This window comes from Nocardia tenerifensis NBRC 101015, assembly GCF_000308715.1.
GTDB lineage: Bacteria > Actinomycetota > Actinomycetes > Mycobacteriales > Mycobacteriaceae > Nocardia > Nocardia tenerifensis.
In genome coordinates this window covers 1-24,343 of the sequence record NZ_BAGH01000583.1, presented here as the reverse complement: position 1 = coordinate 24,343, position 24,343 = coordinate 1, and the positions used below count along the sequence as shown (strand labels likewise).

Sequence of the window (24,343 nt, the reverse complement as noted above, 5' to 3'; positions counted from 1 at the left end):
TCGCGGCTCTGCGCCGGGACCGGCCGCGCACCAATCCCGCGAAGAGCGAGGGCAATTCGTCGGCCGCAGTCCGCAGTGCCGCGATATCCAGGTGGATCGGGAGCAGCACGGGCGCGTCGACCGCGGCCGCCGCGTCGAACAGCGCCAGGCCCTGTTCGTGGGAGAGCGCGCCCATGCCGGACCTGGCCAGCCGCTGCAGGCCGGCCTCGGTCAGCCGTCCGCTCATCCCGGCGCGGTCGGCCCACATGCCCCAGGCCAGCGACTGCGCGGGCAGGCCGTTGGCCCGGCGATGCGCGGCCAAGGCGTCCAGGAAGGCGTTGGCCGCCGCGTAGTTCGCCTGTCCCGCGTTGCCGAGTATGCCTGCGGCAGAGGAGAACAGCACGAACGCGGACAGGTCACGGGTCAGCTCGTGCAGGTTCATCGCCGCGTCCACCTTGGGCCGCAGCACCGCGTCCACGCGCTCGGGCGTCAGCGCGCCGAGCAACGCGTCGTCCAGCACACCGGCCACGTGCACGACGCCGGTCAGCGCCCTGCCGTCCAGCAGCTCCGTCGCGGCGGCGCGGTCGGCCAGGTCGCAGGCGACGACCTCGACCTCGACCCCGACGGCGGCCAGGTCGGCGCACAGCTCCGCCATGCCGTCCGCTGCCGCGCCACGCCTGCTGACCAGCACCAGGCCGCGCACGCCCTGCTCGGCGAGGTGCCGCGACACCAGTCGGCCCAGCATGCCGGACGCGCCGGACACGAGCACCGGGCCGGTGCCGAACCGCTCGTGGCCGGTGGCGTCGGGCAGCGGCACCGCCGCGAGTCGCGGTACGTGCACAGCACCGTTCCGCAGGACCAACTGCGGCTCGGCGCTCGCGAGTGCGACCGAAACGTCAAGGGAGCCATCCGTATCCACGAGCACGATGCGGCCGGGGTGCTCCGCCTGCGCGGCGCGCACCAGTCCCCACACGGCCGCGCCGGCGAGATCGGTGACGTCCTCGCCGGGCAGCGCCACCGCGCCGTCGGTGACGATCGCCAGCGTGGCGGCCGCGAACCGCTCGTCGGCCAACCAAGTCCGTGCGCGGTCGAGCACGCGCCAGGTCTGCGCGCGCACGGCCTCGGCGTCATTGCCGCGCTCGGTGGTCAGGACGACCACGTCCGGTGCGTCATCGAAGGCGGAGCCCCACTCGGCGACGTGAATCGGCGCGGCGTCCGCCACGGCGACCTGTGTCCAGGTCAACGCGAACAACGAATTCGGAGCCGCAGTATGCGACGACCCGAGCTGCGCCGTGGAGACCGGCCGGGCCGCCAGCGACCGGACGGACAGCACCGGCGCGCCCGTCAGGTCGGTCAGGTCGAGCGAGATCGAGTTCGCGCCAACGGGTTTGATTCGTACACGGACCTCGGTCGCCCCGGCGGCGTGCAGCGCGATGCCCTGCCACGCGAACGGCAGGGCGGCCTCGCCGTCGCCCGCGCCGAGCACCACGTGCGCGGCCGCGTCGAGCAGGGCGGGGTGCACGCCGAAGCGCTCGCCGTCGGCGCGCGCCTGTTCCGGCAGCGCGACCTCGGCGTAGAACTCGTCGCCGGATGTCCATGCGGCGGTGACGCAGTGGAAGGTCGGCCCGTAGGCGAAGCCCCGGTCCGCCAGCACGGGGTAGAGATCATCCACGGGCAGGGGTGTCGCGCCGGGCGGCGGCCAGTCCGCGGCGGTGGATGCCGGTTCGGTAATCCGTTCGGAGAGCACGCCTTCGGCGCACAGTGTCCATGGCGCGGTCAGGTGGTGCTCGTCCCTGGCGTGGATGGTCACCGTGCGGTCGCCGGTGTCCGCGAGCGGGCCGACGCTGACCTGGAACTGGACGCCGCCGCGCGCGGGCAGCACCAGCGGCGCCTGAATGGTCAACTCCTCCAGCGTGTTACACCCGACCTGGTCTCCGGCTCGGATGGCCAGGTCGACGAAGGCGGTGCCCGGCAGCAGCACGGTGCCCAGCACGCTGTGGTCGGCCAGCCACGGCTGGCTGCTCACGGAGAGCCGCCCGGTGAGCACGACGGTGTCGGTCTCGGGCGCGGGGACGATCGCGCCGAGCAGGGGGTGTTCGATGGCCTCCAGTCCGATCGCGGTGGCGTCCGAGGACACGGTTTTCGGTGCGAGCCAGTAATTGTGGTGCTCGAAGGGGTAGGTGGGCAGGTCGACGCGGCGCGCGCCGGAGCCCGCGAAGAACCGCGCCCAGTCCACTCTCGCACCGGCGGCGTGCAGCCGAGCCAGCGCGGTGACCACCGCGATCGTCTCCTCGTGCTCGGCGCGCAGCGTCGGCACCACCCGCGCGGCGGCGGTGATCTCGGTGTCGTCGAGGGTGTGCTGAATCATGGCGGCCAGCACGGCGTCCGGGCCGAGCTCGAGGTAGCGGGTCACGCCCGCTGTCGCGAGATAGCGCACGCCGTCGGCGAAACGCACCGTCGCACGCAAGTGCCGCACCCAATGGTCGGCGTCGAAACGCTCCACCGGCTGACCGGTCAGGTTCGACACCACGGCCAGTTCCGGCGTCGCGTAGGCGATGGATTCGGCGACGGCGCGGAACTCCGCCAGCATCGGCTCCATCAGGGCGGAGTGGAAGGCGTGCGAGACCCGCAGCCGAGTTGTCTTCCGGCCCCGCGATTCCCACCGCTCCGCCACGGCCCGCACCTGTTCGGCGATGCCCGACAACACCACCGAGCCCGGCGCGTTGACCGCCGCGATACTCACCCCCTCGACGAGGTCCGCGACAATCTCTTCCTCGCTCGCCTGCACCGCGATCATCACGCCGCCGTCCGGCAGCGCCTGCATCAACCGTCCGCGCGCGGCCACCAACCGGGCCGCGTCGGGAAGCGACAGCGCCCCGGCGACATGCGCGGCGGTCAGCTCGCCGATCGAGTGACCGGCCACGAAATCCGCGCGCACGCCCCAGGATTCAAACAGGCGGAACAGCGCGACCTCGAACGCGAACAGCCCCGCCTGCGCCCACATCGTCTGGGCGAGCTGCTCCGCGTCGTCGCCCCACATCACCTCGCGCAGCGGACGCTCGAGCTGGGCGTCCAGCTCGTCGGCGACGGCATCGAACGCCGTCGCGAACACCGGATACGCCGCGTACAGCGCACGCCCCATCCTCAGCCGCTGCGCGCCCTGCCCGGAGAACACGGCCGCGGTCTTGCCGACGCGTACCGAATCCGTCACGCCGGCACCGCCCGCGACCCCGGCCAGCTCCGATATCAGGCTCTCCGACGATGTTCCGATCACCACCGCGCGGTGTTCGAAGCCCACCCGCTCGGTCGCCAGGGTGTAGGCGACATCCGCCGGATCCAGCTCCGGACGGTCCGCGACGTACGCGCGCAGCCGCTCCGCCTGCTCGCCCAACGACCGCTTCGTCTTTCCGGACAGCACCCACGGAATCACCGGCAGTGCAACGCGTTCGGGCTCCGGTACCGCCTCGGGGGCCTGCTCGATGATCACGTGCGCGTTCGTGCCGCTGAGCCCGAACGAGGAGACGCCCGCCCGGCGGGGCCGATCGACCTCCGGCCACGCCCGCGCCTCGGTGAGCAACTCGACCGCGCCGTCGGTCCAATCCACCTGTCGCGTCGGCTCCGTCACATGCAGCGTCTTGGGCAGCACACCGTGGCGCATGGCCATGACCATCTTGATGATCCCGCCGACGCCCGCCGCGGCCTGCGCGTGCCCGATATTGGACTTGATCGAGCCGAGCCACAGCGGACGGTCCGCGGGCCGATCCTGTCCGTAGGTGGCGAGCAGCGCCTGCGCCTCGATCGGATCGCCGAGCGTCGTCCCGGTCCCGTGCGCCTCGACCGCGTCCACGTCCGCAGGCGCCACCCCGGCATTGGCCAGCGCCTGCCGGATCACCCGCTGCTGCGACGGACCGCTCGGCGCGGTCAAACCATTCGACGCCCCATCGGAGTTCACCGCCGACCCCGCCACCACCGCCAGCACCGGATGACCATTGCGCCGGGCGTCCGACAGCCGCTCCAGCACGAGTACGCCGACGCCCTCGGCCCAGCCGGTTCCATCGGCGTTGGCGGAGAACGACTTACAGCGGCCGTCCGCCGACAGCCCACGCTGGCGGCTGAATTCGACGAACATTCCCGGCGTCCCCATCACCGCGACACCGCCCGCCAGGGCAAGCGAGCACTCCCCCGAACGCAACGCCTGCCCCGCGAGGTGCAAGGCCACCAGCGACGACGAGCACGCCGTATCCACCGTCACCGACGGCCCTTCCAAGCCGAACACATACGACAGCCGCCCGGAGACCAGGCTGCCGCCGCTGGCCGACGCGGCCTCCACGCCGAGGCCGTAGTCGTGATACATCAACCCGGCGAACACACCGGTCGCGCTGCCCCGCAGGGAGTTAGCCTCGATGCCCGCCCGTTCCAGGGCCTCCCACGAACATTCGAGCAGCAGCCGCTGCTGCGGATCCATGTACAGCGCCTCGTTCGGGCTGATGCCGAAGAAGGCGGCGTCGAATCCACCCGCGCCATAGAGGAATCCGCCCTCGCGCGCATAGGTCTTGCCTGGCACGCCGGGCTCGGGGTCGTACACGTCATCGAGGTGCCAGCCGCGATCGCCGGGAAACTCCGTCACCGCGTCGACGCCGTCGGCGACCAGCCGCCACAGGTCCTCCGGCGACGAAACCCCGTTCGGGTAGCGGCAACTCATGCCCACGATGACGATGGGCTCGTCGTCGCTCGAGGTCCGCGCGGCGACCGCGCCCGCCACCGTGACGCTTCCCGCCAGCCGCTCCACGAGGTGTTCCGCGACGGCCGCGGAGGTCGGGTAGTCGAAGATCAGCGTGGCGGGCAGCCGCAGCGCGGTGGCCGCGTTCAGCTGGTTGCGCAGCTCGACCGCGCCGAGCGAGTCGAAACCCAGTTCCTGGAACGCCCGGTCCGGCGCGACCGCGTCGGGCGAGGCGTGGCCGAGCACGGCGGCGACGTGGGTGCGCACCAGGTTCAGCACGGCCTCCGCGCGCCGCTCCTCGGTCAGCCCGGCGAGCCGCTGCGCGAGACCCGTGCCGTCGGCGCCGGCGACCTGTCGGATCGAGGTCCGGACGAACCCGCGCAGCAGCGCCGGGATCGTGTCCGTGCGCGTCCGCAGCGCGGTCGTGTCCACCCGCATCGGCACTAGCAGCGGTTCGTCCAGGCTGAGCGCGGCGTCGAAGAGCGCGAGGCCCTCGTCGGCGGTGAAGGCTGGAATTCCCTGGCGGCGCAGGCGCTTACGGTCCGCGTCGGTGAGCCACTGGCTCAGGCCCGCCTCGATTCCCCAGAGTCCCCACGCCAGGGTGGTCGCGGGCAGGCCCTCGGCCCTGCGGTGCACGGCGAGCGCGTCGAGGAAGACATTGGCCGCCGCGTAGCCGCCCTGTCCGGCCGCGAGGATCATGCCGCCCGCCGAGGAGAACAGCACGAACGCGGACAGGTCGAGGTCGCGGGTCAGCTCGTGCAGGTGCCACGCGCCGTCGGCCTTGGCGGCGAGCACGCCGTCGATGAGGTCGGGCGTCAGCGCGCCGACGAGTCCGTTGTAGGCCACGCCCGCCGCGTGCACGACGCCGGTCAGCGGATGGTCGGCGGGTACGGCGGCGATCAGCGCGGCCAGCGCCGCGCGGTCGGCGACGTCGCAGGCCGCGATCGTGACTTCGGCGCCGAGAGTGCGCAATTCGGCGCGCAACTCCTCCGCGCCCGCTGCGGCGGGCCCGCTGCGGCTGGTCAGCACCAGCCGCCGCACCCCGTGCCGGACCACCAGGTGGCGCGCGATCAGCGCACCGATACCGCCGGTGCCGCCGGTGATCAGCACGGTGCCCGTCGAGTTCCATTCCGGTTCCGCGCGATCGGCCGTCGAGGCGACGCGCACGAGCCGCGGCACCAGCACCCGCCCCGCGCGCACCGCCAACTCCGATTCATCGGACACCGCCGCCGCGATCGACACCGCCGCGGGCTCGTCGATGTCGGCCAGCACGAATCGATCCGGGTTCTCCGCCTGCGCCGCGCGCACCAATCCCCATACCGGCGCTTGGTTCAACGCGACCGCCGCCTCGGGCTGCGTGGCGACCGCGTTCCTGGTGACCACCAGCAGCCGCGCCTCGGCGAAACGCGGGTCGGCCAGCCAGTTTTGGACTACCTCGAGCGTCCGGTACGCGACCGTGCGCGCGGCACCGGGTGTTTCACCGTCCGCCTCCGGGCACTCGAACACCACGACGTCCGGCACCGGCTCCTCGTCGGCGAGCGCGTCCCACGCGCCGATCGAAGGCCGCACCGTCGGCGACGGCGCTGGTTGCCACTCGATGCGGAACACCGAATCGTCCTGTCCCGCAGCGCTCATTTGGTCGGCCGACACCGGCCGCGACACCAGCGACGCCACCGAGAGCACCGGGCGGCCCGCGCTGTCCGCGACCTGTACCGCGATGGCGTCGCTCGCGGCGGGCGCGATCCGCACGCGCAGCGCGGCGGCGCCGACGGCGTGCAGGGCGACCCCGTTCCAGGCGAACGGCAGCACGGTCTCGCCGTCGCGGTGCCCGCCGTCCTCCAGGATCGCGATGTGCATGGCGGCGTCGAGCAGCGCGGGATGGAGGCCGAAACGCTCGGCGTCCGGCCTGGCTTGCTCGGGCAGGGCTACCTCGGCGAACACCTCGTCGCCGCGGCGCCACGCGGCGTGCAGGCCCTGGAACACCGGGCCGTACCCGTAGCCCTCGCCGGACAGCACCGCGTAGGCGTCGGCCACCGGCACCGGCTCCGCGCCCTCCGGCGGCCACTGCGCCAAGTCGAAATCTGCTGTCGAGGTGCAGTTTCCGAGCACGCCGTCCGCGTGCACCGTCCACGGCGCGGCCGGATCGTCCGCGCGGGAGTGGATGCTCAGTGGGCGGCGGCCGGTCTCGTCGGGCGCGCCCACCACGATCTGCACGACGACCGGGTCGCCGTCGGGCAGCAGGAGCGGGGCGCGCAGCGTCAGCTCCTCCACTGTCCCGCAGCCGACCTCGTCGCCCGCCCGGATGGCCAACTCCACGAACCCGGTGCCGGGCAACAGCACTCGGCCGAACACGTCGTGCTCGGCCAGCCACGGCTGGGTACTGGTCGACAGGCTGCCGGTGAACACCACACCGTCCGAATCGGCCAGCGCCACCACGGCGCCGAGCAACGGGTGGGCGGCGGCGCGCAGGCCGAGCGAGCGCGGATCGCCGCCGGACGAGGGTTCGGCGGCCCAGAACCGTTCCCGCTGAAAGGGATACGTCGGCAGGTCGACGCGCCGGCCCACGGGCGAGACCGCGGACCAGTCGACCCGCACCCCGCGCACGTGCAACGCGCCGAGCGAGCTCAGGAACCGATCGAGTCCGCCGTCCTCGCGGTGCAGCGAGCCGGCGATGACATTGTCCGGCCTGATCGCGTCGACCGTCTGCTGCACCCAGGTGGTGATCACCGGGTGCGGGCTCACCTCGACGAAGGTGTCGTAGCCCGCTTCGGCCAGGCCGCGCGCCGCGCGTTCGAACTCGACCGGCTCCCGCAGGTTTCGGTACCAGTACTCGGCGTCGAGATCGACGGTGCCGACCCAGTCGCCGAGCATGGTGGAGAAGAACGGGACCGTCCCGGCGCGCGGTTCGACCGCGGCGAGCACGGCGGCGAGTTCGTCGCGGATCTCCTCGACATGCACCGAGTGGGCGGCGAAGTCGACGCCGGGCACCATCCAGCGGAACACGCCCTCCTCGGACAGCTCGACCCCGAGCGCGTCGAGCTCGTCCGGGTCGCCGGAGACGACCACCGACGCGGGCCCGTTCACCGCGGCGACGGACAGACTCCCGCCGCGGGCGTTCAGCCGTTCCCGCAGCAGCCCGGCCTCTTGCGCGACGAACATCATCGCGCCCTTGCCGGTGAGCGCGCGTAAAGCCTTGCTGCGCAATGCAACGATGCGGGCCCCATCATGCAGCGAAAGACCGCCCGCCACCACGGCCGCGGCGATCTCGCCCTGACTGTGCCCGACCACCGCCCGCGGCTCGACACCGCAGGAGCGCCACAGCGCGGCCAGGGACACCATCATCGAGAACAGCACCGGCTGAACCACATCGACGCGCTCCAGCGGCGGTGCCGACGCGGTGCCGGTCAAGACGTCGAGGAGCGACCAGTCGAGGAACGGCTCGAGCGCCTCCGCGCACAACCGGATGTGCTCGGCGAAAACCGGTGCCGACGCGAGCAATTCGACGGCCATGCCGTGCCACTGCGAGCCCTGGCCCGGGAAGACGAACACCGTCTTACCGGTGACATCGGACCGGCCCTGAGTCAGATACGGGTGGTGCGAATCCTCGGCCAGCGCTCGCAATGCCGACCGGAACCCGTCCCGGTCAGCGGCGGCGACGACCGCGCGGTGCTCGAAGGTCGCGCGGGTATTCATCAGGGAGACAGCGAAATCCGCCACCGTGGGTTCGGGATCGTCGTCGAGGTGGGCGAGCAGCGCGCGTGCCTGGTCGCGCAGCGCGCCCGCGCTCTTGCCGGACAGCAACATCGGCGCGGCCCGCATCGAATCGGGCAGGGGCTCGGGGGTTTCCGTCGGCGGCGCCTGCTCGATGATCACGTGCGCGTTGGTGCCGCTGATGCCGAACGAGGAGACGGCGGCGCGGCGCGGATGCTCGGCCGGTGGCCACGGCCGCGTCTCGGTGAGCAGCTCGACCGCCCCGGAGCCCCAATCCACCTGCGGTGTCGGCGTTTCCGCGTGCAGCGTCTTGGGCAGCGTGGCGTGGCGCATCGCCATGACCATCTTGATGATGCCCGCCGCCCCGGCCGCGGCCTGGGTATGGCCCATATTGGACTTGATCGAGCCGAGCCACAGCGGCCGATCCTGCGGCCGCCCTTGGCCATAGGTCGCCAGCAAGGCCTGCGCCTCGATGGGGTCACCGAGTCGCGTGCCGGTGCCGTGCGCCTCCACCACGTCGACCTCCGCGGGCGACACACCGGCATTGGCCAGCGCCTGCCGGATCACCCGTTGCTGCGACGGACCGCTCGGCGCGGTCAAACCATTCGACGCCCCATCGGAGTTCACCGCCGACCCCGCCACCACCGCCAGCACCGGATGACCATTGCGCCGCGCGTCCGACAGCCGCTCGACCAGCAGCACACCGGCGCCCTCGCCCCACCCGGTGCCGTCGGTGCCCGCCGAGAACGACTTGGACCGCCCGTCTTCGGCGAGCACCGTCTGCCTGCTGAACTCGACGAAGGTATCCGGCGTCGCCATCACCGCGACGCCGCCGGCCAGCGCGAGCGAGCACTCGCCCGCCCGCAAGGCCTGCGCGGCGAGATGCAGGGCGACGAGCGACGACGAGCACGCGGTGTCCACCGTCACCGACGGCCCCTCGAGGCCGAACACATACGAAACCCGCCCGGAGGCAATGGCGCCCGCCGCGTCGCTGAAGGCGTAGTCGTGGTACATCAGGCCGGTGAACACGCCGGTCGCGCTGCCCTTCAGCGTGGTCGGGTCGATTCCGGCGCGCTCGAACGCCTCCCAGGAGATCTCCAGCATGAGGCGCTGCTGCGGGTCCATGTAGAGCGCCTCGTTCGGGCTGATGCCGAAGAACGCGGGGTCGAAATTTGCCGCGTCGTAAAGGAATCCGCCCTCCTTGGTGTAGGACTTGCCCGGCTTCCCCGGCTCGGGGTCGTACAGGTTCGCCACGTCCCAGCCGCGATCGGCCGGGAACTCCGAGATGGTGTCGACGCCGTCGGCCACCACGGTCCACAGCTGCTCCGGTGCGGCGATGCCGCCCGGAAAGCGGCAGGCCATGCCGATGATCGCGATCGGCTCGCGCGACGCCTCGGCGAGTTTCCGGTTCTGCCTGCGCAGCCGATCGGTCTCCTTCAGCGACGCGCGCAGTGCGTCGACCAGCTTCTGATCCGTGTCGGCCATGTCAGTTCCCCGCTTCTTGTCTTGCGTCGTCGAGGGTGTCGAGGTTGTCGAGGGCCAGGCTGATCAGGCTGTCGGCGTCCATCGTGTCGATGGCGTCCTGCCGGTCGGCCGGGTCGTCGGGCGAGGCCGTTGTGGCGTCGCCGTCGAGGTGGAGCAGCCTGTCGAGTAGCCCGGCCGCGCGCAGGCGGTCGAGCGGAATGGCTTGCAGGAGTTGGCGAACCCGCTGCTCGTCGGTGTCGTCGTCGCCCTGGGGTGTCAGCTCCGCGTCGAGCAGCTTCGCCAGTGCGCGGGCGTTCGGGAAGTCGAACACGAGGGTCACCGGCAGCTTCAGCCCGGTCGCGGCGGCGAGGTGATTGCGGAACTCCACCGAGGTGAGCGAGTCGAAGCCCAGATCGCCGAAGGCGCGGTCGGGTTCGACCGCGACCGGGGTGGCGTGCCCCAGTACGGCGGCCGCCTCGCCGCGGACCAGGTCGAGTAGGGCGGCGTCGCGATCCTCCTGCGCCAGCCCGGCGAGGCGCAGGCGCAACGGCTCCGCCGTGGCCGCACCCGCCCGACGGCCCGAGCCGGGCACCAGTTCGTGATACAGCGGCGGCAGTTCATCCTGATTGCGCGCCAACGCGTTCAGGTCCAGGGACAGCGGCAGCAGCACCGGCTCCGGCACCGTCGCCGCGAGGTCGAACAACCGAAGCCCTTGCGCCGCGGACATTCCCGTGAGGCCGGCGCGGGCCATCCGCTGGCGGTCGGCCGCGCCGAGGTGTCCCGCCATGCCTTCGTCCTCGGTCCATCTGCCCCACGCGAGGGACTGCGCGGGCAGCCCGTGCGCCCGCCGATGGACGGCCAGCGCGTCGAGGAAGGCGTTGGCCGCGGCGTAGTTGCCCTGCCCCGCATTGCCGAGAACACCGGCGGCCGAGGAGAAGAGGGTGAACTGCGTCAGGTTCATGTGCGCGGTCAACTCGTGCAGGTTCAGCGCGGCGTCGACCTTGGGCCGCAGCACGGTGTCCATGCGTTCCGGGGTGAGCGCGGCGATGACTCCGTCGTCGAGGACGCCCGCTAGGTGGATGACGCCGGTGAGCGACCGTCCGGCGAGCAGCGCCGCCGCGGCGGATCGGTCGGCGAGATCGCAGGCGGTCAGCTCGATCTCGGCACCGAGCGCGGTCAGCTCGGCGGCCAGTTCGGGCATGCCGGGGGCGTCGGGTCCGCGCCTGCTGACCAGAAGCAACTGCCGCACACCGCGTTCGGTGACCAGGTGCCGGGACACGAGCCGACCCAGCATGCCCGCGGCGCCGGAGATCAAGACCGGGCCGGTGTGGGCGGGCGTCTCCGCCGGTTCGCCGATCGGCACGCGCGCCAAGCGCGGGGCGTACACCGCGCCGTCGCGGATCACCGTCTGTGGTTCGCCCGAAACCACCACCGCGGACAGCACATCTAAGGTGACCGGGCCACCGTCGTTGTCCACCAGCACTATTCGATCCGGATGAGCGAGTTGCGCGGCTCGCACCAAGCCGCCGACCGCCGCGCCCGCGAGATCCGTGACGTCCTCGCCGGGCAAAACCACCGCGCCGCCGGTCATGACGACCAGCGTGGCGTCTTCGGCGCGCGCGTCGCCCAGCCAGTCTTGCAGCACCGCGAGCACCCGGTTCGTCGCGGCGCGCACCGCGTCGGCGTCGCGTCCGGGCGGGCAATGCAGCAGCACCGCATCGCATTCCGCGTCGGCGGACCAAGCCGACCAACCGATGACCCGCAACGGCCGCTCGGCCGCCGCCATGCCCAGCCGCCGCCAGTGCACGTGGAACAGCGACTCGTGGAACCGCCCCGCGCGCAGCTCGGCACTCGACACCGGCCGCGATACCAGCGACCGGACCCGCGCGACGGGCGCTCCGCTCCGGTCGGCGATCTCGAGTGAGACCGCGTTCTCCCCGGTGGTGGATACCCGTACGCGGACCGTCCGCGCTCCGGTCGCGTACAGCTCCACCCCCGACCAAGCGAACGGCAACACCGTCGCTTCGCCGTCCGCCCCGCTCAGCAGCCCGGCGTGCAGGCAGGCGTCGAGCAGGGCCGGATGCAGGCCGAACCGGCCAGCCTCGTCGTGTGCTCCTTCAGGCAGCGCCACCTCGGCGAACAACTCCGTGCCGGAGATCCACGCCGCGCGCAGGCCGCGGAACTCGGGTCCGTAGCGATATCCCTTGTCCCACAACCGGTCATAGGCGTTCTCGAGATCCACCTCGGTCGCGTCTCGCGGCGGCCACCGTGTCAGGTCGAAGGACGGCCGCGGTGTTCGCCGGGCGAGCGTCCCGGCCGCGTGCAGCGCCCAGGGCGCGCCCGGCTGCCGGGAATGAATGTTCACCTCCCGCGCCTCGGAGTCGTCCGCCGGGCCGACCGTCACCTGTAGCTGAACACCGCCCTGCTCGGGCAGGACCAGCGGTGCGTGCAGGACGAGTTCGTCCAGCACGCCGCAGCCGACCGCGTCGCCCGCCTGAATCGCCAACTCCACCAAAGCAGTTCCCGGCAGCAGCACGGTGTCGTCGACCCGATGATCGGCCAGCCAGGGCTGCGCGCTCACCGACGGCCGGCCGGTGAGGATCGCGCCGCCGTCCGGCAGCGGCACCACCGCGCCGAGCAGCGGGTGCGCCAGCGCGTCCTGTCCGACGGCCGACACGTCGCCGGTTCCGGCCGACGGCGCGACCCAGAAGCGTTGGTGCTGGAAGGGATACGTCGGAAGCTCGACTCGGCGGGCGCCGGAGCCCGCGAAGAACGATGCCCAATCCACCTGTGCGCCTGACGCATACAGGCGACTCAGCGCCGCGACGGTGCTGTCGATCTCATCATGGTCGGCGCGGGAGCACGGCACCACAAGGGCGTCCTCGAGGGTGTGCCGAATCATGGGCGCCAGCACCGCGTCCGGGCCGACCTCCACGAAACGCACCACGCCCGCGTCCGCCAGATACCGCACGCCGTCGGCGAAACGCACCGTCTCCCGCACATTCCGCACCCAGTACTCGGCGTCGAAACGCTCCACCGGCTCGCCGGTCAGGTTCGACACCACCACCGGCTCGGGCACCCCGTAGGACACCGTCTCGGCGACAGCGCGGAACTCGGCCAGCATCGGCTCCATCAGCGCGGAGTGGAACGCGTGCGAGACGCGCAGCGCAGTGGTCTTGCGTCCCTGTGCCTTCCACCGTTCCGCCACGGCCAGCACCTGACCCGCCACCCCGGACAGCACCACCGAACCCGGCGCGTTGATCGCCGCGATGCTCACGCCCTCTGCCAGGTCGGACCGCAGTTCGGCCTCGCTCGCCTGGATCGCGACCATGACCCCGCCGACCGGCAGGGCCTGCATCAACCGGCCGCGGGCCGCGACCAATCGGGCCGCGTCCGGCAGGGTCAGCACCCCGGCCACATGGGCGGCGGTCAGCTCACCGATCGAGTGCCCGGTCATGAAATCGAAGCGGACACCCCATGATTCGAGCAATCGGAACAGTGCCACCTCGAAGGCGAACAATGCGGCCTGTGCGAACACCGTCTGGTTCAGCGTGTCTGTCTCGGCACCCCACATGACCTCGCGCAGCGGACACCCGAGTTGCGCATCCAGCTCCGCCGCGACCGCATCGAGCGCCGCCGCGAACACGGGATACGCCGCATACAGCCGCTCGCCCATCCCCAACCGCTGCGCGCCCTGCCCGGAGAACACCACCGCGGTCTTGCCGCGGCGTACCGAATCCAGCACGGCGTCTTCGGGTTCGGCCAGCCCCCGTTCCAGTTCGGCGAGGTCGTGTCCGAGCACGACGAGGCGATGATCGAATGCCACCCGCTCGGTCGCCAGGGTGCACGCCACGTCCGTCGGGTGCACGTCGGGATGGTCGGCCACGAACGATCGCAACCGCCGGGCTTGGCTTGCCAACGCCTGCTCGGTCTTAGCGGACAGCACCCACGGAACCACCGGGGGCACAGGGCGTTCAGGATCGGCCATCGGGTCGTCCGGGGCCTGTTCGATGATCACGTGGGCGTTCGTGCCGCTGATGCCGAACGAGGAGATCCCCGCCCGCCTCGGCCGTCCGTCCCGGGGCCACTCCCGGCTCTCGGTCAGCAGCCGTACCTGCCCCGTCGCCCAATCCACCTGCCGGCTCGGCTCATCCACGTGCAGCGTCTTCGGCAGCACGCCGTGGCGCATCGCCATGACCATCTTGACGATGCCCGCGACGCCCGCCGCGGCCTGCGCGTGCCCGATATTCGACTTGATCGACCCGAGCCACAGCGGCCGATCCTGCGGCCGCCCTTGGCCATACGTCGCCAGCAGCGCCTGCGCCTCGATCGGATCGCCGAGCGTGGTCCCGGTCCCGTGCGCCTCGACTACATCGACCGCGCCGGGCGACAACCCCGCATTCGCCAAGGCCTGCTCGATGACCCGCTGCTGCGACGGACCGTTCGGCGCGGTCAAACCATTCGACGCCCCATCGGAATTCACCGCCGACCCCGCGACCAACGCCAGCACCGGATGGCCGTTGCGCCGCGCGTCCGACAGCCGCTCGACCAGCAGTACGCCGACGCCCTCGGCCCAGCCGACCCCGTCCGCCGCGTCGGCGAAGGATTTCGCCCGGCCGTCCGGCGCCATGCCGCGCTGGCGGCTGAACTCGACGAACATCCCCGGCGTCCCCATCACCGCGACACCGCCCGCGAGAGCCAGCGAGCACTCCCCCGAACGCAATGCCTGGCAGGCCAGGTGCAGGGCGACCAGCGACGACGAGCACGCCGTGTCCACGGTCACCGACGGCCCTTCGAGCCCGAACACATACGACAACCGGCCGGAGACCAGGCTGCCGCCGCTGGCCGCCGCGGCCTCCACGCCGAGGCCGTAGTCGTGATACATCAACCCGGCGAACACACCTGTCGAGGTGCCTTTTAGGGTCGCGGGGTCGATGCCCGCCCGCTCGAACGCCTCCCACGTCGCCTCCAGCAGAACGCGCTGCTGCGGGTCCATCGCGAGGGCCTCGTTCGGGCTGATGCCGAAGAAACCGGGGTCGAAATCGGCCGCGTCATAAAGGAATCCGCCTTCGCGCGCGTAGGTCTTGCCCGGCACGCCCGGCGTCGGGTCGTCGACGTCGTCGGCCCAGCCGCGGTCGCGCGGGAACTCCGAGATCGCGTCCACGCCCGACGCGACCAACCGCCACAGGTCCTCCGGCGAGCCGACACCGCCCGGATAGCGGCAGCTCATGGCCACGATCGCGAAGGGTTCGTCGTCGGCGGGCCGACGCGCGGCCACCGCGCGCGGCGCCACGCTCAGCACCCCCGCCAGTACGGAGGCGAGGTGGCCGACGACGGCATCGGCGTTCGGATAGTCGAAGACGAGCGTCGCGGGCAGCCGCAGCCCCGTCGCGGCGTTCAATTGGTTGCGCAGTTCCACGGCGGCCAGCGAATCGAAGCCCAACTCCTGGAATGCCCTGTCCGGCTCGATGTCCGCGGCCGAGGAGTGCCCGAGCACAGCGGCGACGGAGGACCGGACCAGTTCGAGAAGGATGGAATCCCGCTCGGCCGCAGTCGATTCCGCCAGCCGGGCGCGGAGCGCGGCGTCGCCGGCCGGCGCGGTGCGCGTGGCCTGCCGGACCGGCAGTCGCACCAGTCCGCGCAGCAGCGTCGGCAGTGCCGCGCCGCGAGTTCGCAAGACTCCCTGGTCCATTCGCAGCGGAACGACGACCGCGTCTTCGGCCCGCAGGGCGGTGTCGAACAGCGCCAGGGCCTCGTCCACCGGCAGCGCGGGCAGGCCCTGAGCCCGCATCCTGCGCTGCGCCTCGTCGAGTTCCTCGGTCAGGCCGGTGTGTACGTCCCACAGCCCGAACGCCATCGACGTCGCGGGCAGGCCGAGCGAGTGCCGTTGTGCGGCAAGGGAGTCGAGGAAGAGGTTGGCGGCGGCGTAGTTGCCCTGCCCGGCGGCGAGCACCATCCCGCCCGCCGAGGAGAACAGAACGAAGGCCGCGAGGTCGAGGTGCCGGGTCAGTTCGTGCAGGTGCCACGCGCCGTCGGCCTTCGCGGCGAGCACGCCGTCGATCCGCGCCGGGGTCAGCGAGCCTACGAGACCGTTGTCCATCGCCCCGGCCACGTGCATCACCGCCGTCAGCGGATGCTCGGCGGGCACGGCGGCCAGCAGTTCGGCCACGGCGTCGCGGTCCGCGACGTCACCCGCGGCGACCGCGACCTGCGCGCCGAGTTCTTCCAGCTCGGCCCGCAATTCAGCGACGCCAGGCCCGTCCGGGCCGCGACGGCTGCTCAGCAGCAGATGACGAATCCCGTGCTCGGCGACCAGATGCCGGGCGACCAGCGCGCCGAGTCCGCCGGTCCCACCGGTGATGAGGACCGTCCCGTCCTGATCCCACTCGACCGGATCCCCCACGGCGATCGATCGGGTGAGCCTCGGTGCGAGCAGCTTGTCGCCGCGCACGGCGAGCTCGGGTTCGTCCGCGGCCAGCAGCGCCGGGAGCACGGCGTCGATATCCGTGTCGGCATCGAGGTCGGCCAGTACGAATCGGCCGGGCTGCTCCGCCTGCGCGGCCCGCACCAGGCCCCAGACCGGGGACTGACAGATGTCGACCGTCATATCCGAGGCCGTGGCAACCGCGTTTCGGGTGATCACCACCGGGCGAACGTTGGCGAGCCGTGGATCGTCCGAGCACGCGTGCAGGAAGGCGAGGGCCGCGTGAGTGATCCGGCGGACGCTCGCGGGCACCGGATCGGTGGGCGTCGCGCATTCGTACACCACCACATCCGCCACTTGTTCGCCCTCGCGAACCTCCGTGAAGTGCGACCACGCGATCGGCTCGACGGACGGCACCGCGACCGGCTCCCAGCCGAGGCCGAGCACGGTGCCGGACTCCGCACGCGCGAGCTGCTCCGGCGCGATCGGCCGCCCCGCCACGGAGTCGACCGACAGCACCGGCCGCCCCGCCTCGTCCGCGACGAGTAGCGAAAGACGTTCCGCCGTAGCCTGTTCCAGCCGAACACGCAATGTGGTCGCGCCGCTCGCGTACAGGGTCACTCCGGTCCAGCTGAACGGCAGCACGGCCGCGCCGTCGCCGTCGTCGATCAGCGCCGCGTGCATGGCGGCGTCGAGCAGGGCGGGGTGGAGGGCGCAGCGCGCCGCGTCCGCGTGCGCCTGCTCGGGCAGGTCTACCTCGGCGAACAGCTCGTCGCCGCGCCGCCACGCGGCGCGCAGGCCGCGGAAGGTCGGGCCGTAACCGAAGCCGCGGGCGAGCAGGGTCTCGTAGGCGTGGTCGAGCGGGACGACGCTCGCGCCGGCCGGTGGCCAGCTGCCCAGATCATCGCTCGGCAGGGCCGTCGACGTCGCGAGCGTGCCCTCCGCGTGCACCGTCCATGGGTCGTCGGTGTGTTCGGCGCGCGCGAAGATCCGAACGGCGCGGCTGCCAACGGAATTCGGCGCATCGACCACGACTTGGAGCTGCACGCCGCCGTGTTCGGGGAGCACCAAGGGCGCGCGCAGGGTCAGCTCCTCGAGCCTGCCACAGCCGAGCTGATCCCCGGCCCGGAGCGCGAGCTCTACGAATCCGGTGCCGGGCAACAGGATACTGCCGAGCACCTCGTGATCGGCCAGCCACGGATGGGTGTCGACGGCGATCCGACCGGTGAGCACCAGGCCGTCCGAGTCCGGTGCGGGCAGCGCGGCCGCCAGCAGCGGATGGCCGAGCGCCGCGAGGCCCGCGGCCGTGACGCCGCCGAGATCGACGCCGAGCCACTCGGACAGGTATTCGCGGCTGTCGAGCCAGAAGTGCCGGTGCTGAAAGGGATACGTGGGCAGCTCGACCCGGTGCGCGCCCGAGTCCGCGAAGAACGCGGCCCAATCGACCCGCGCGCCGGACGCGTACAGCCGGGCCAGGGCGGTGACCACGGTGGTGGCCTCATCATGATCGGCGCGCTGCGCCGCGGCCACGAGTACGTCGTCCAGCGTGTGCTGAATCATGGGTGACAGCACGGCATCCGGGCCGACCTCGACGAACCTGGTCACGCCGCCGGCCGCGAGGAATCGCACGCCGTCGGCGAAGCGCACGGTCTCGCGCACGTGCCGCACCCAGTACTCGGCGTCGAAACGCTCAACCAGCTGACCGGTCAGGTTCGACACCACCGGCACCGTCGCGCGCCGGTAGTCGATCGTCTCGGCCACCGCGCGGAACTCGGCCAGCATCGGCTCCATCAACTCCGAATGGAACGCGTGCGACACCCGCAGACCAGTAGTCTTGCGGCCCAGCGCCTCCCACCGAGCGGCCACGGCCCGCACCCGTTCGGCCACACCGGACAACACCACCGAACCCGGCGCGTTCACCGCCGCGATACTCACCCCGGCGACGAGGTCCGCGGCGATCTCTTCCTCGCTCGCCTGCACCGCCACCATCACGCCGCCGACCGGCAGCGCCTGCATCAACCGAGCACGCGCTGCCACCAATCGCGCCGCGTCCGGCAGCGACATCACTCCGGCGACGTGGGCCGCGGCCAGTTCACCGATCGAATGACCAGCCACGAACTCCGTTCGGATACCCCATGATTCGAGCAACCGGTAGAGCGCAGTCTCGAACGCGAACAACCCCGCCTGAGCCCACTGGGTCTGCTCGAGCAGACTCGGGTCCGCACCCCACACCACCTCGCGCAGTGGACGCTCGAGCCGCGCATCGAGTTCCGCGGCAACGGCGTCGAACGCGGCCGCGAACACCGGGTACGCGGAGTGCAGGGCACGACCCATGCCGAGCCGCTGCGCACCCTGCCCCGAGAACACCAGCGCCGTTCCGCCGCCGCGCACCGAATCCACCACGGCGCCACCGCCGTCGGCGACCGCCGCGGCTCCCGCGATCAGACCGTCGCGGGCGGCGACCACCACCGCGCGGTGTTCGAATCCTCCGCGTTCGGTCGCCAAGGAGAACGCGATGTCCAGGGGGTCGGTGCCGGAGTCGTCCGCGAAGGACGCGATCTGTCGCGCCTGATCGGCCAAGGCCTGCTTGGTCTTTCCCGACAGCACCCACGGGATCACGAGCAGCGGTGTCGCGGTGGTCGATTCGGGCGCGCTGGTGGATTCCACGGCCTCTTCGATAATGACGTGGGCATTGGTGCCGCTGATGCCGAACGAGGAGATGCCCGCCCGCCGGGGCCGATCGGCCGCCGGCCACGGCTGCGCCTCGGTCAGCAACTCCACCGCGCCCTCGGACCAATCCACCTGCGGCGTCGGCTCGTTCACGTGCAAGGTCTTGGGCAGCACACCGTGCCGCATGGCCATGACCATCTTGATGATCCCGCCGACACCCGCGGCAGCCTGCGCGTGCCCGATATTGGACTTGATCGACCCCAACCACAACGGATGATCCGCGGGCCGATCCTGTCCATACGTGGCGAGCAAGGCCTGCGCCTCGATGGGATCGCCCAGCTTCGTGCCGGTCCCATGCGCCTCCACCGCATCCACATCGACGAACGACAAACCCGCGTTCGCCAAGGCCTGCCGGATCACCCGCTGCTGCGACGGACCGTTTGGGGCGGTCAAACCATTCGACGCGCCATCCTGATTTACCGCCGATCCACGGACCACCGCCAGCACGGGATGACCGAGCCGCCGCGCCTCCGAAAGCCGCTCGACCACAAGCACACCCACGCCCTCGGCCCAGCCCGTCCCATCGGCGTCGGCGGCGAACGACTTACAGCGCCCATCGGCAGCCAGCCCCCGCTGCCGACTGAACTCGACGAACGCCTCCGGCGTCGCCATCACCGCGACACCGCCGGCCAAGGCCAGCGAGCACTCCCCCGAACGCAGCGCCTGTCCCGCGAGGTGCAAGGCCACCAGCGACGACGAACACGCCGTATCCACCGTGACCGACGGCCCTTCCAGCCCGAGCACATAGGACAGCCGCCCCGAAGCGATGGCTCCGGTCGAGCTGTTCGCCGCGTAGTCGTGATACATCATCCCCGCGAAGACACCGGTAGCGCTGCCGCGCAAGGCATTCGGATCGATGCCCGCGCGCTCCAATGCCTCCCACGAGCATTCGAGCAACAGCCGCTGCTGCGGATCCATCCCCAGCGCCTCGTTCGGGCTGATCCCGAAGAACGCCGGATCGAAATCCCCTGCCGAGTAAAGGAACCCGCCCTCGCGCACGTAGCTCTTGCCCCGCGCCCCCGGTTCGGGGTCGTACAGACCGGCGATGTCCCACCCGCGATCCCCCGGGAACTCACCGACCGCGTCCACGCCCTCGGCGACCAGCCGCCACAGCTCGTCCGGCGAGCCGACCCCGCCGGGATAACGGCAGGCCATCCCCACGATCGCGAGGGGTTCGTCCACCGGTCCGGCGGCGACCACCACCGTGTCCGTGCCACCGCCGCTGACGATCTCGGTGGCCAGGTACCGGGCCAGCGCCAGCGGTGTCGGATAGTCGAAGACGAGCGTCGCGGGCAGCCGGGTGCCGACCGCCGCGCCGACGGCATTGCGGAACTCGACCGCCATCAGCGAGTCGAACCCGAGTTCGCTGAACGCGAGATCGGGCGCCACCGCGTCCCAACGGGCGTGGCCGAGGGCCGTCGCGGCCTGCCCGCGCACCACCTCCAGCAGTGCCGCGAGCCGTTCGTCCGCATCCAGACCGGCGATTCCACGGATCGCGGGCACGGCGGCGGCACCGGCCCGCCGTCGCGACCGAGTCCGGACGAGACCGTCGAAGATCGGCGACAGCTCCTGGCCCGCCAGTGTTTTCAGATCGAGCCGGATCGGCAGCACGGTGGCCGACCCCGCCGCGATCGCCGTGTCGAACAGCGCGAGCCCCTCGGCGGCCGTGAGCGGCGCTACGCCACTGCGCGCCAGCCGGTCTCGATCGGCGGCGGCCAGACCGCCCGCCATGCCCCCGTTCTCAGCCCACAGACCCCACGCCAGCGATTGAGCCGCGAGCCCGTGCGCGCGCCGATGCGCGGCGAGCGCGTCGAGGAACGCGTTCGCGGCGGCGTAGTTGCCCTGCCCGGCCGTGCCGAGCACGCCCGCGGCGGAGGAGAACAGGAGGAACAGGGACAGGTCCATGTCCTGAGTGAGTTCGTGCAGGTTGAGCGCGCCGTCCGCCTTCGGACGCAGCACGGTGTCCATCCGCTCCGGTGTCAGCGCGTCGAGCACGCCGTCGTCCAGCACGCCCGCCAGGTGCAGCACACCGGACAGCGCGGGATGCTCGGCCAGCACCTCGGCCAGGGTCGCGCGATCGGCGACGTCGCAGGCCACCACCTCGACGCGCGCGCCCCGCTCGGTCAACTCCGCCCGCAACTCGGCCATGCCGTCGGCCGCCTCGCCGCGGCGGCTCAGCAGCAGCAGATCGCGGGCTCCGCGATCGACGAGATGCCGGGAGATCAAGCGCCCCAGCGTGCCCGACGCGCCGGAGATCAGAATCGTGCCCGCCGTCGCGAAGACCGGCCGTGCCGGAGCCGATTCGGCAGAGACGCGGACGAGACGCGCCCCGTATACCGTGCCGTCTCGGACGAGCAGTTCCGGTTCGCCCGCCGCCACGGCGACGGCCACCGGTAGCGAACCGTCGCTGTCGAGCAGCACGATTCGGCTGGGCTGCTCCCGCTGCGCGGCACGCACGAGGCCCCACACCGCGGCGCCCGCCAGGTTCGGCGTGTCCGCGCCGGGCAGCGCCACCGCGTCGCGCGTCGACACCACCAGTGTCGCGGAGGTCGAGCGCGCGTCGTCCGGCCACGACTTCACCGCGCCGAGAACATGACTGGTCGCCGCTCGGACGCTCGCGGCGTCGAGCCCCGCCACGGTATCGAGCTCGACCAGGTCCGCCACGGGAGCGCCTACCGCGATCGGCGTCCAGTCCAGCCGGAACAGCGAGTCGCGCGCGCTCGACCGAGCGGACTCGGCCTGGCCTGCCGCGATCGGCCGCAGCACAAGGGATTCCGCCGTCAGCACGGGGCGGCCGAGATCGTCGGACACGGCGACGAGCAACCCGTGCCCGCGCGACGTGATGCGGGCCCGCACTCTGGTCGCGCCGGTCGCGTGCAGCGCGACGCCGGACCAGGCGAACGGCAGGACGGCGACGTCGTCGACCAGGTCGGTCAGCGCGACCGCCTGGAGGCAGGCGTCCAAGAGGGCCGGGTGGATGCCGAATCGATCGGCCCCCGCGGTCGCCGACTGGGGTAACGCGACCTCGGCGAAGATCTCGTCGCCCGCGGCCCACGCGTGTTCGAGGCCCTGGAACACGGGGCCGTAGTCGAGGCCCGCCTCGGACGTCTCGGCGTAGAAGTGCGTCAGGTCCACGGCGTCGGCGTCGATGGGCAACCACTCACTCTGTACCGCAGGCTCTTTCGGTCGGGCGCTGCTCAACGCGCCCTCGGCGTGCAGCAGCCACGAGGTGTCGTGGCGGTCCTCGCCGCGCGAGTACATCGCCACCGTGTGCAGCCCGGCGGCGTCGGCGGGGCCGACCACCACCTGGAGGTCGAGGCCGCCGCGGTCCGGAATCACCAGCGGCGCCTGGATGGTCAGATCCGCCACGACGGGGCAGCCGACCTCATCGCCCGCGCGGATCGCCAGCTCGAGAAATCCCGTGCCCGGGAAGAGGATCAGCTCGCCGACGCGGTGATCGGCCAGCCACGGATGCATGCCGAGGGACAGTCGGCCGGTCAGCACGGCCCCGTCGGAGTCGGCCAGCGGGACGGCCGCGCTCAGCAGCGGATGCCCGGTCGCGACCAGGCCCGCCGACTCGACGTCGCGGGCGCCGGGCCGCGGGTCGACCCAGAAGCGTTGACGTTGAAAGGGATAGGTGGGCAGGTCGACTTGGCGCGCACCGTGTCCGCCGAAGAACGCTGCCCAATCGACCTGCGCGCCATGGACGAAGAGACGGGCCAGGGCGGTCACGACCGCACCGACCTCGTCGTCGCCGGGCCGCAGCGCGGGCACCACGAGCGTGTCGGCGGCGGTGTCGGTGCCGTCGAGGGTGTGCTGAATCATGGGCGCCAGCACGGCATCCGGGCCGAGCTCCAAAAGCCGGGAGACGCCCTCGTCGGCGAGGTAGCGCACGCCGTCGGCGAAACGCACCGTCTCCCGCACATGCCGGACCCAGTGGTCGGCGTCGAAGCCGTCGACGGGCCGCCCGGTCAGGTTCGATACCACGGGCAGCGTCGGCGTCCGATGGCCGACGGTCGCGGCGACGGCGCGGAACTCGGCCAGCATCGGCTCCATCAGAGCCGAGTGGAACGCGTGCGACACCCGCAGGCGAGTCACCTTGCGGCCCTGGGCCGCCCACCGATCGGCGACCTCCGCCACCTGATCCGCGGACCCGGACAAGACCACCGAGCCCGGCGCGTTGACCGCGGCGATACTCACCCCGTCGATCAGATCGGGTGTCACCTCGGCCACTCCGGCCTGCACCGCGACCATCGCCCCGCCGTCCGGCAGCGCCTGCATCAAGCGCCCGCGCGCGGCCACCAGCCGGGCCGCGTCCGACAGCGACAGCACCCCGGCCACGTGCGCCGCCGTCAGCTCGCCGATCGAGTGCCCGGCCACGAAATCAGTTCGGACGCCCCAGGATTCGAACAGCCGGAACAGCGCGACCTCGAACGCGAACAACCCCGCCTGCGCGTAGACGGTCTGGTTCAACAGCTCTTCGTCGTCGCCCCACAGCACCGTCCGCAGCGATCGCTCGAGCTGGACATCCAGCTCCCCCACCACGGCATCGAAGGCCGCCGCGAACACCGGGAAGGCCGCGCACAACGCCCGCCCCATCCCCAACCGCTGCGCGCCTTGACCCGAGAACACCGCCGCCGTGCGGCCGCCGGTGACCGCGCCGCGCACCACCCCGGCCGCGGGCGCATCGGCGGCCAAAGCCGCCAGCGCCGCACTCCGTTCCGCCGTGAGCACGACCGCGCGACGCGTCAGTCCCGCCCGTCCCGTCGCCGCGCTGAACGCCACGTCCACCGGATCCAACTCCTGGCGCGCCTCGAGCCACGAGGCCAGCCGTCGCGCCTGCGCACCGAGCGCCGCGTCGTCGCGCGCCGAGACCACCAGCGGCAGCGGCACATTCGCGGGCCACGTCGGCCGTTCGGCCTCTGCTGTCTCCGGCGCCTGCTCGAGGATCACGTGCGCGTTCGTACCGCTCACCCCGAACGACGACACCGCGGCCCGCCGCGGATGCGCGCCCTCGGCCCAGGCGACCGGCTCGGTGAGCAGCCGGACGTGGCCCGCGGACCAGTCCACGTGGCTGGAGGGCTGGGTGACGTGCAGGGTGCGCGGCATCGTGCGGTGCCGCATGGCCATGACCATCTTGATGATCCCGCCGACGCCGGCGGCCGCTTGGGCGTGCCCGATATTCGACTTGATCGAGCCCAGCCAGAGCGGGCGATCGTCCGGGCGGTTGCGCCCGTAGGTCGCCAGCAGCGCCTGCGCCTCGATCGGGTCGCCGAGCGTCGTGCCGGTGCCGTGCCCCTCCACCACGTCGATCT

General features: G+C 71.9%; 2 protein-coding genes. Both read right to left on the bottom strand.

From position 1 onward, the window contains the following. On the bottom strand, positions 1 to 9,895 hold a 9,895-nt coding region (locus tag ON39_RS38700), incomplete at its 3' end, for a type I polyketide synthase (protein ID WP_040741646.1). Between the two features lies 1 nt (position 9,896). Beyond that, positions 9,897 to 24,335 (bottom strand): type I polyketide synthase, encoded by a 14,439-nt coding sequence (locus ON39_RS50255; protein ID WP_255219333.1) that lies wholly within the window; start codon positions 24,333 to 24,335, stop codon positions 9,897 to 9,899. Positions 24,336 to 24,343: the final 8 nt, after the last annotated feature.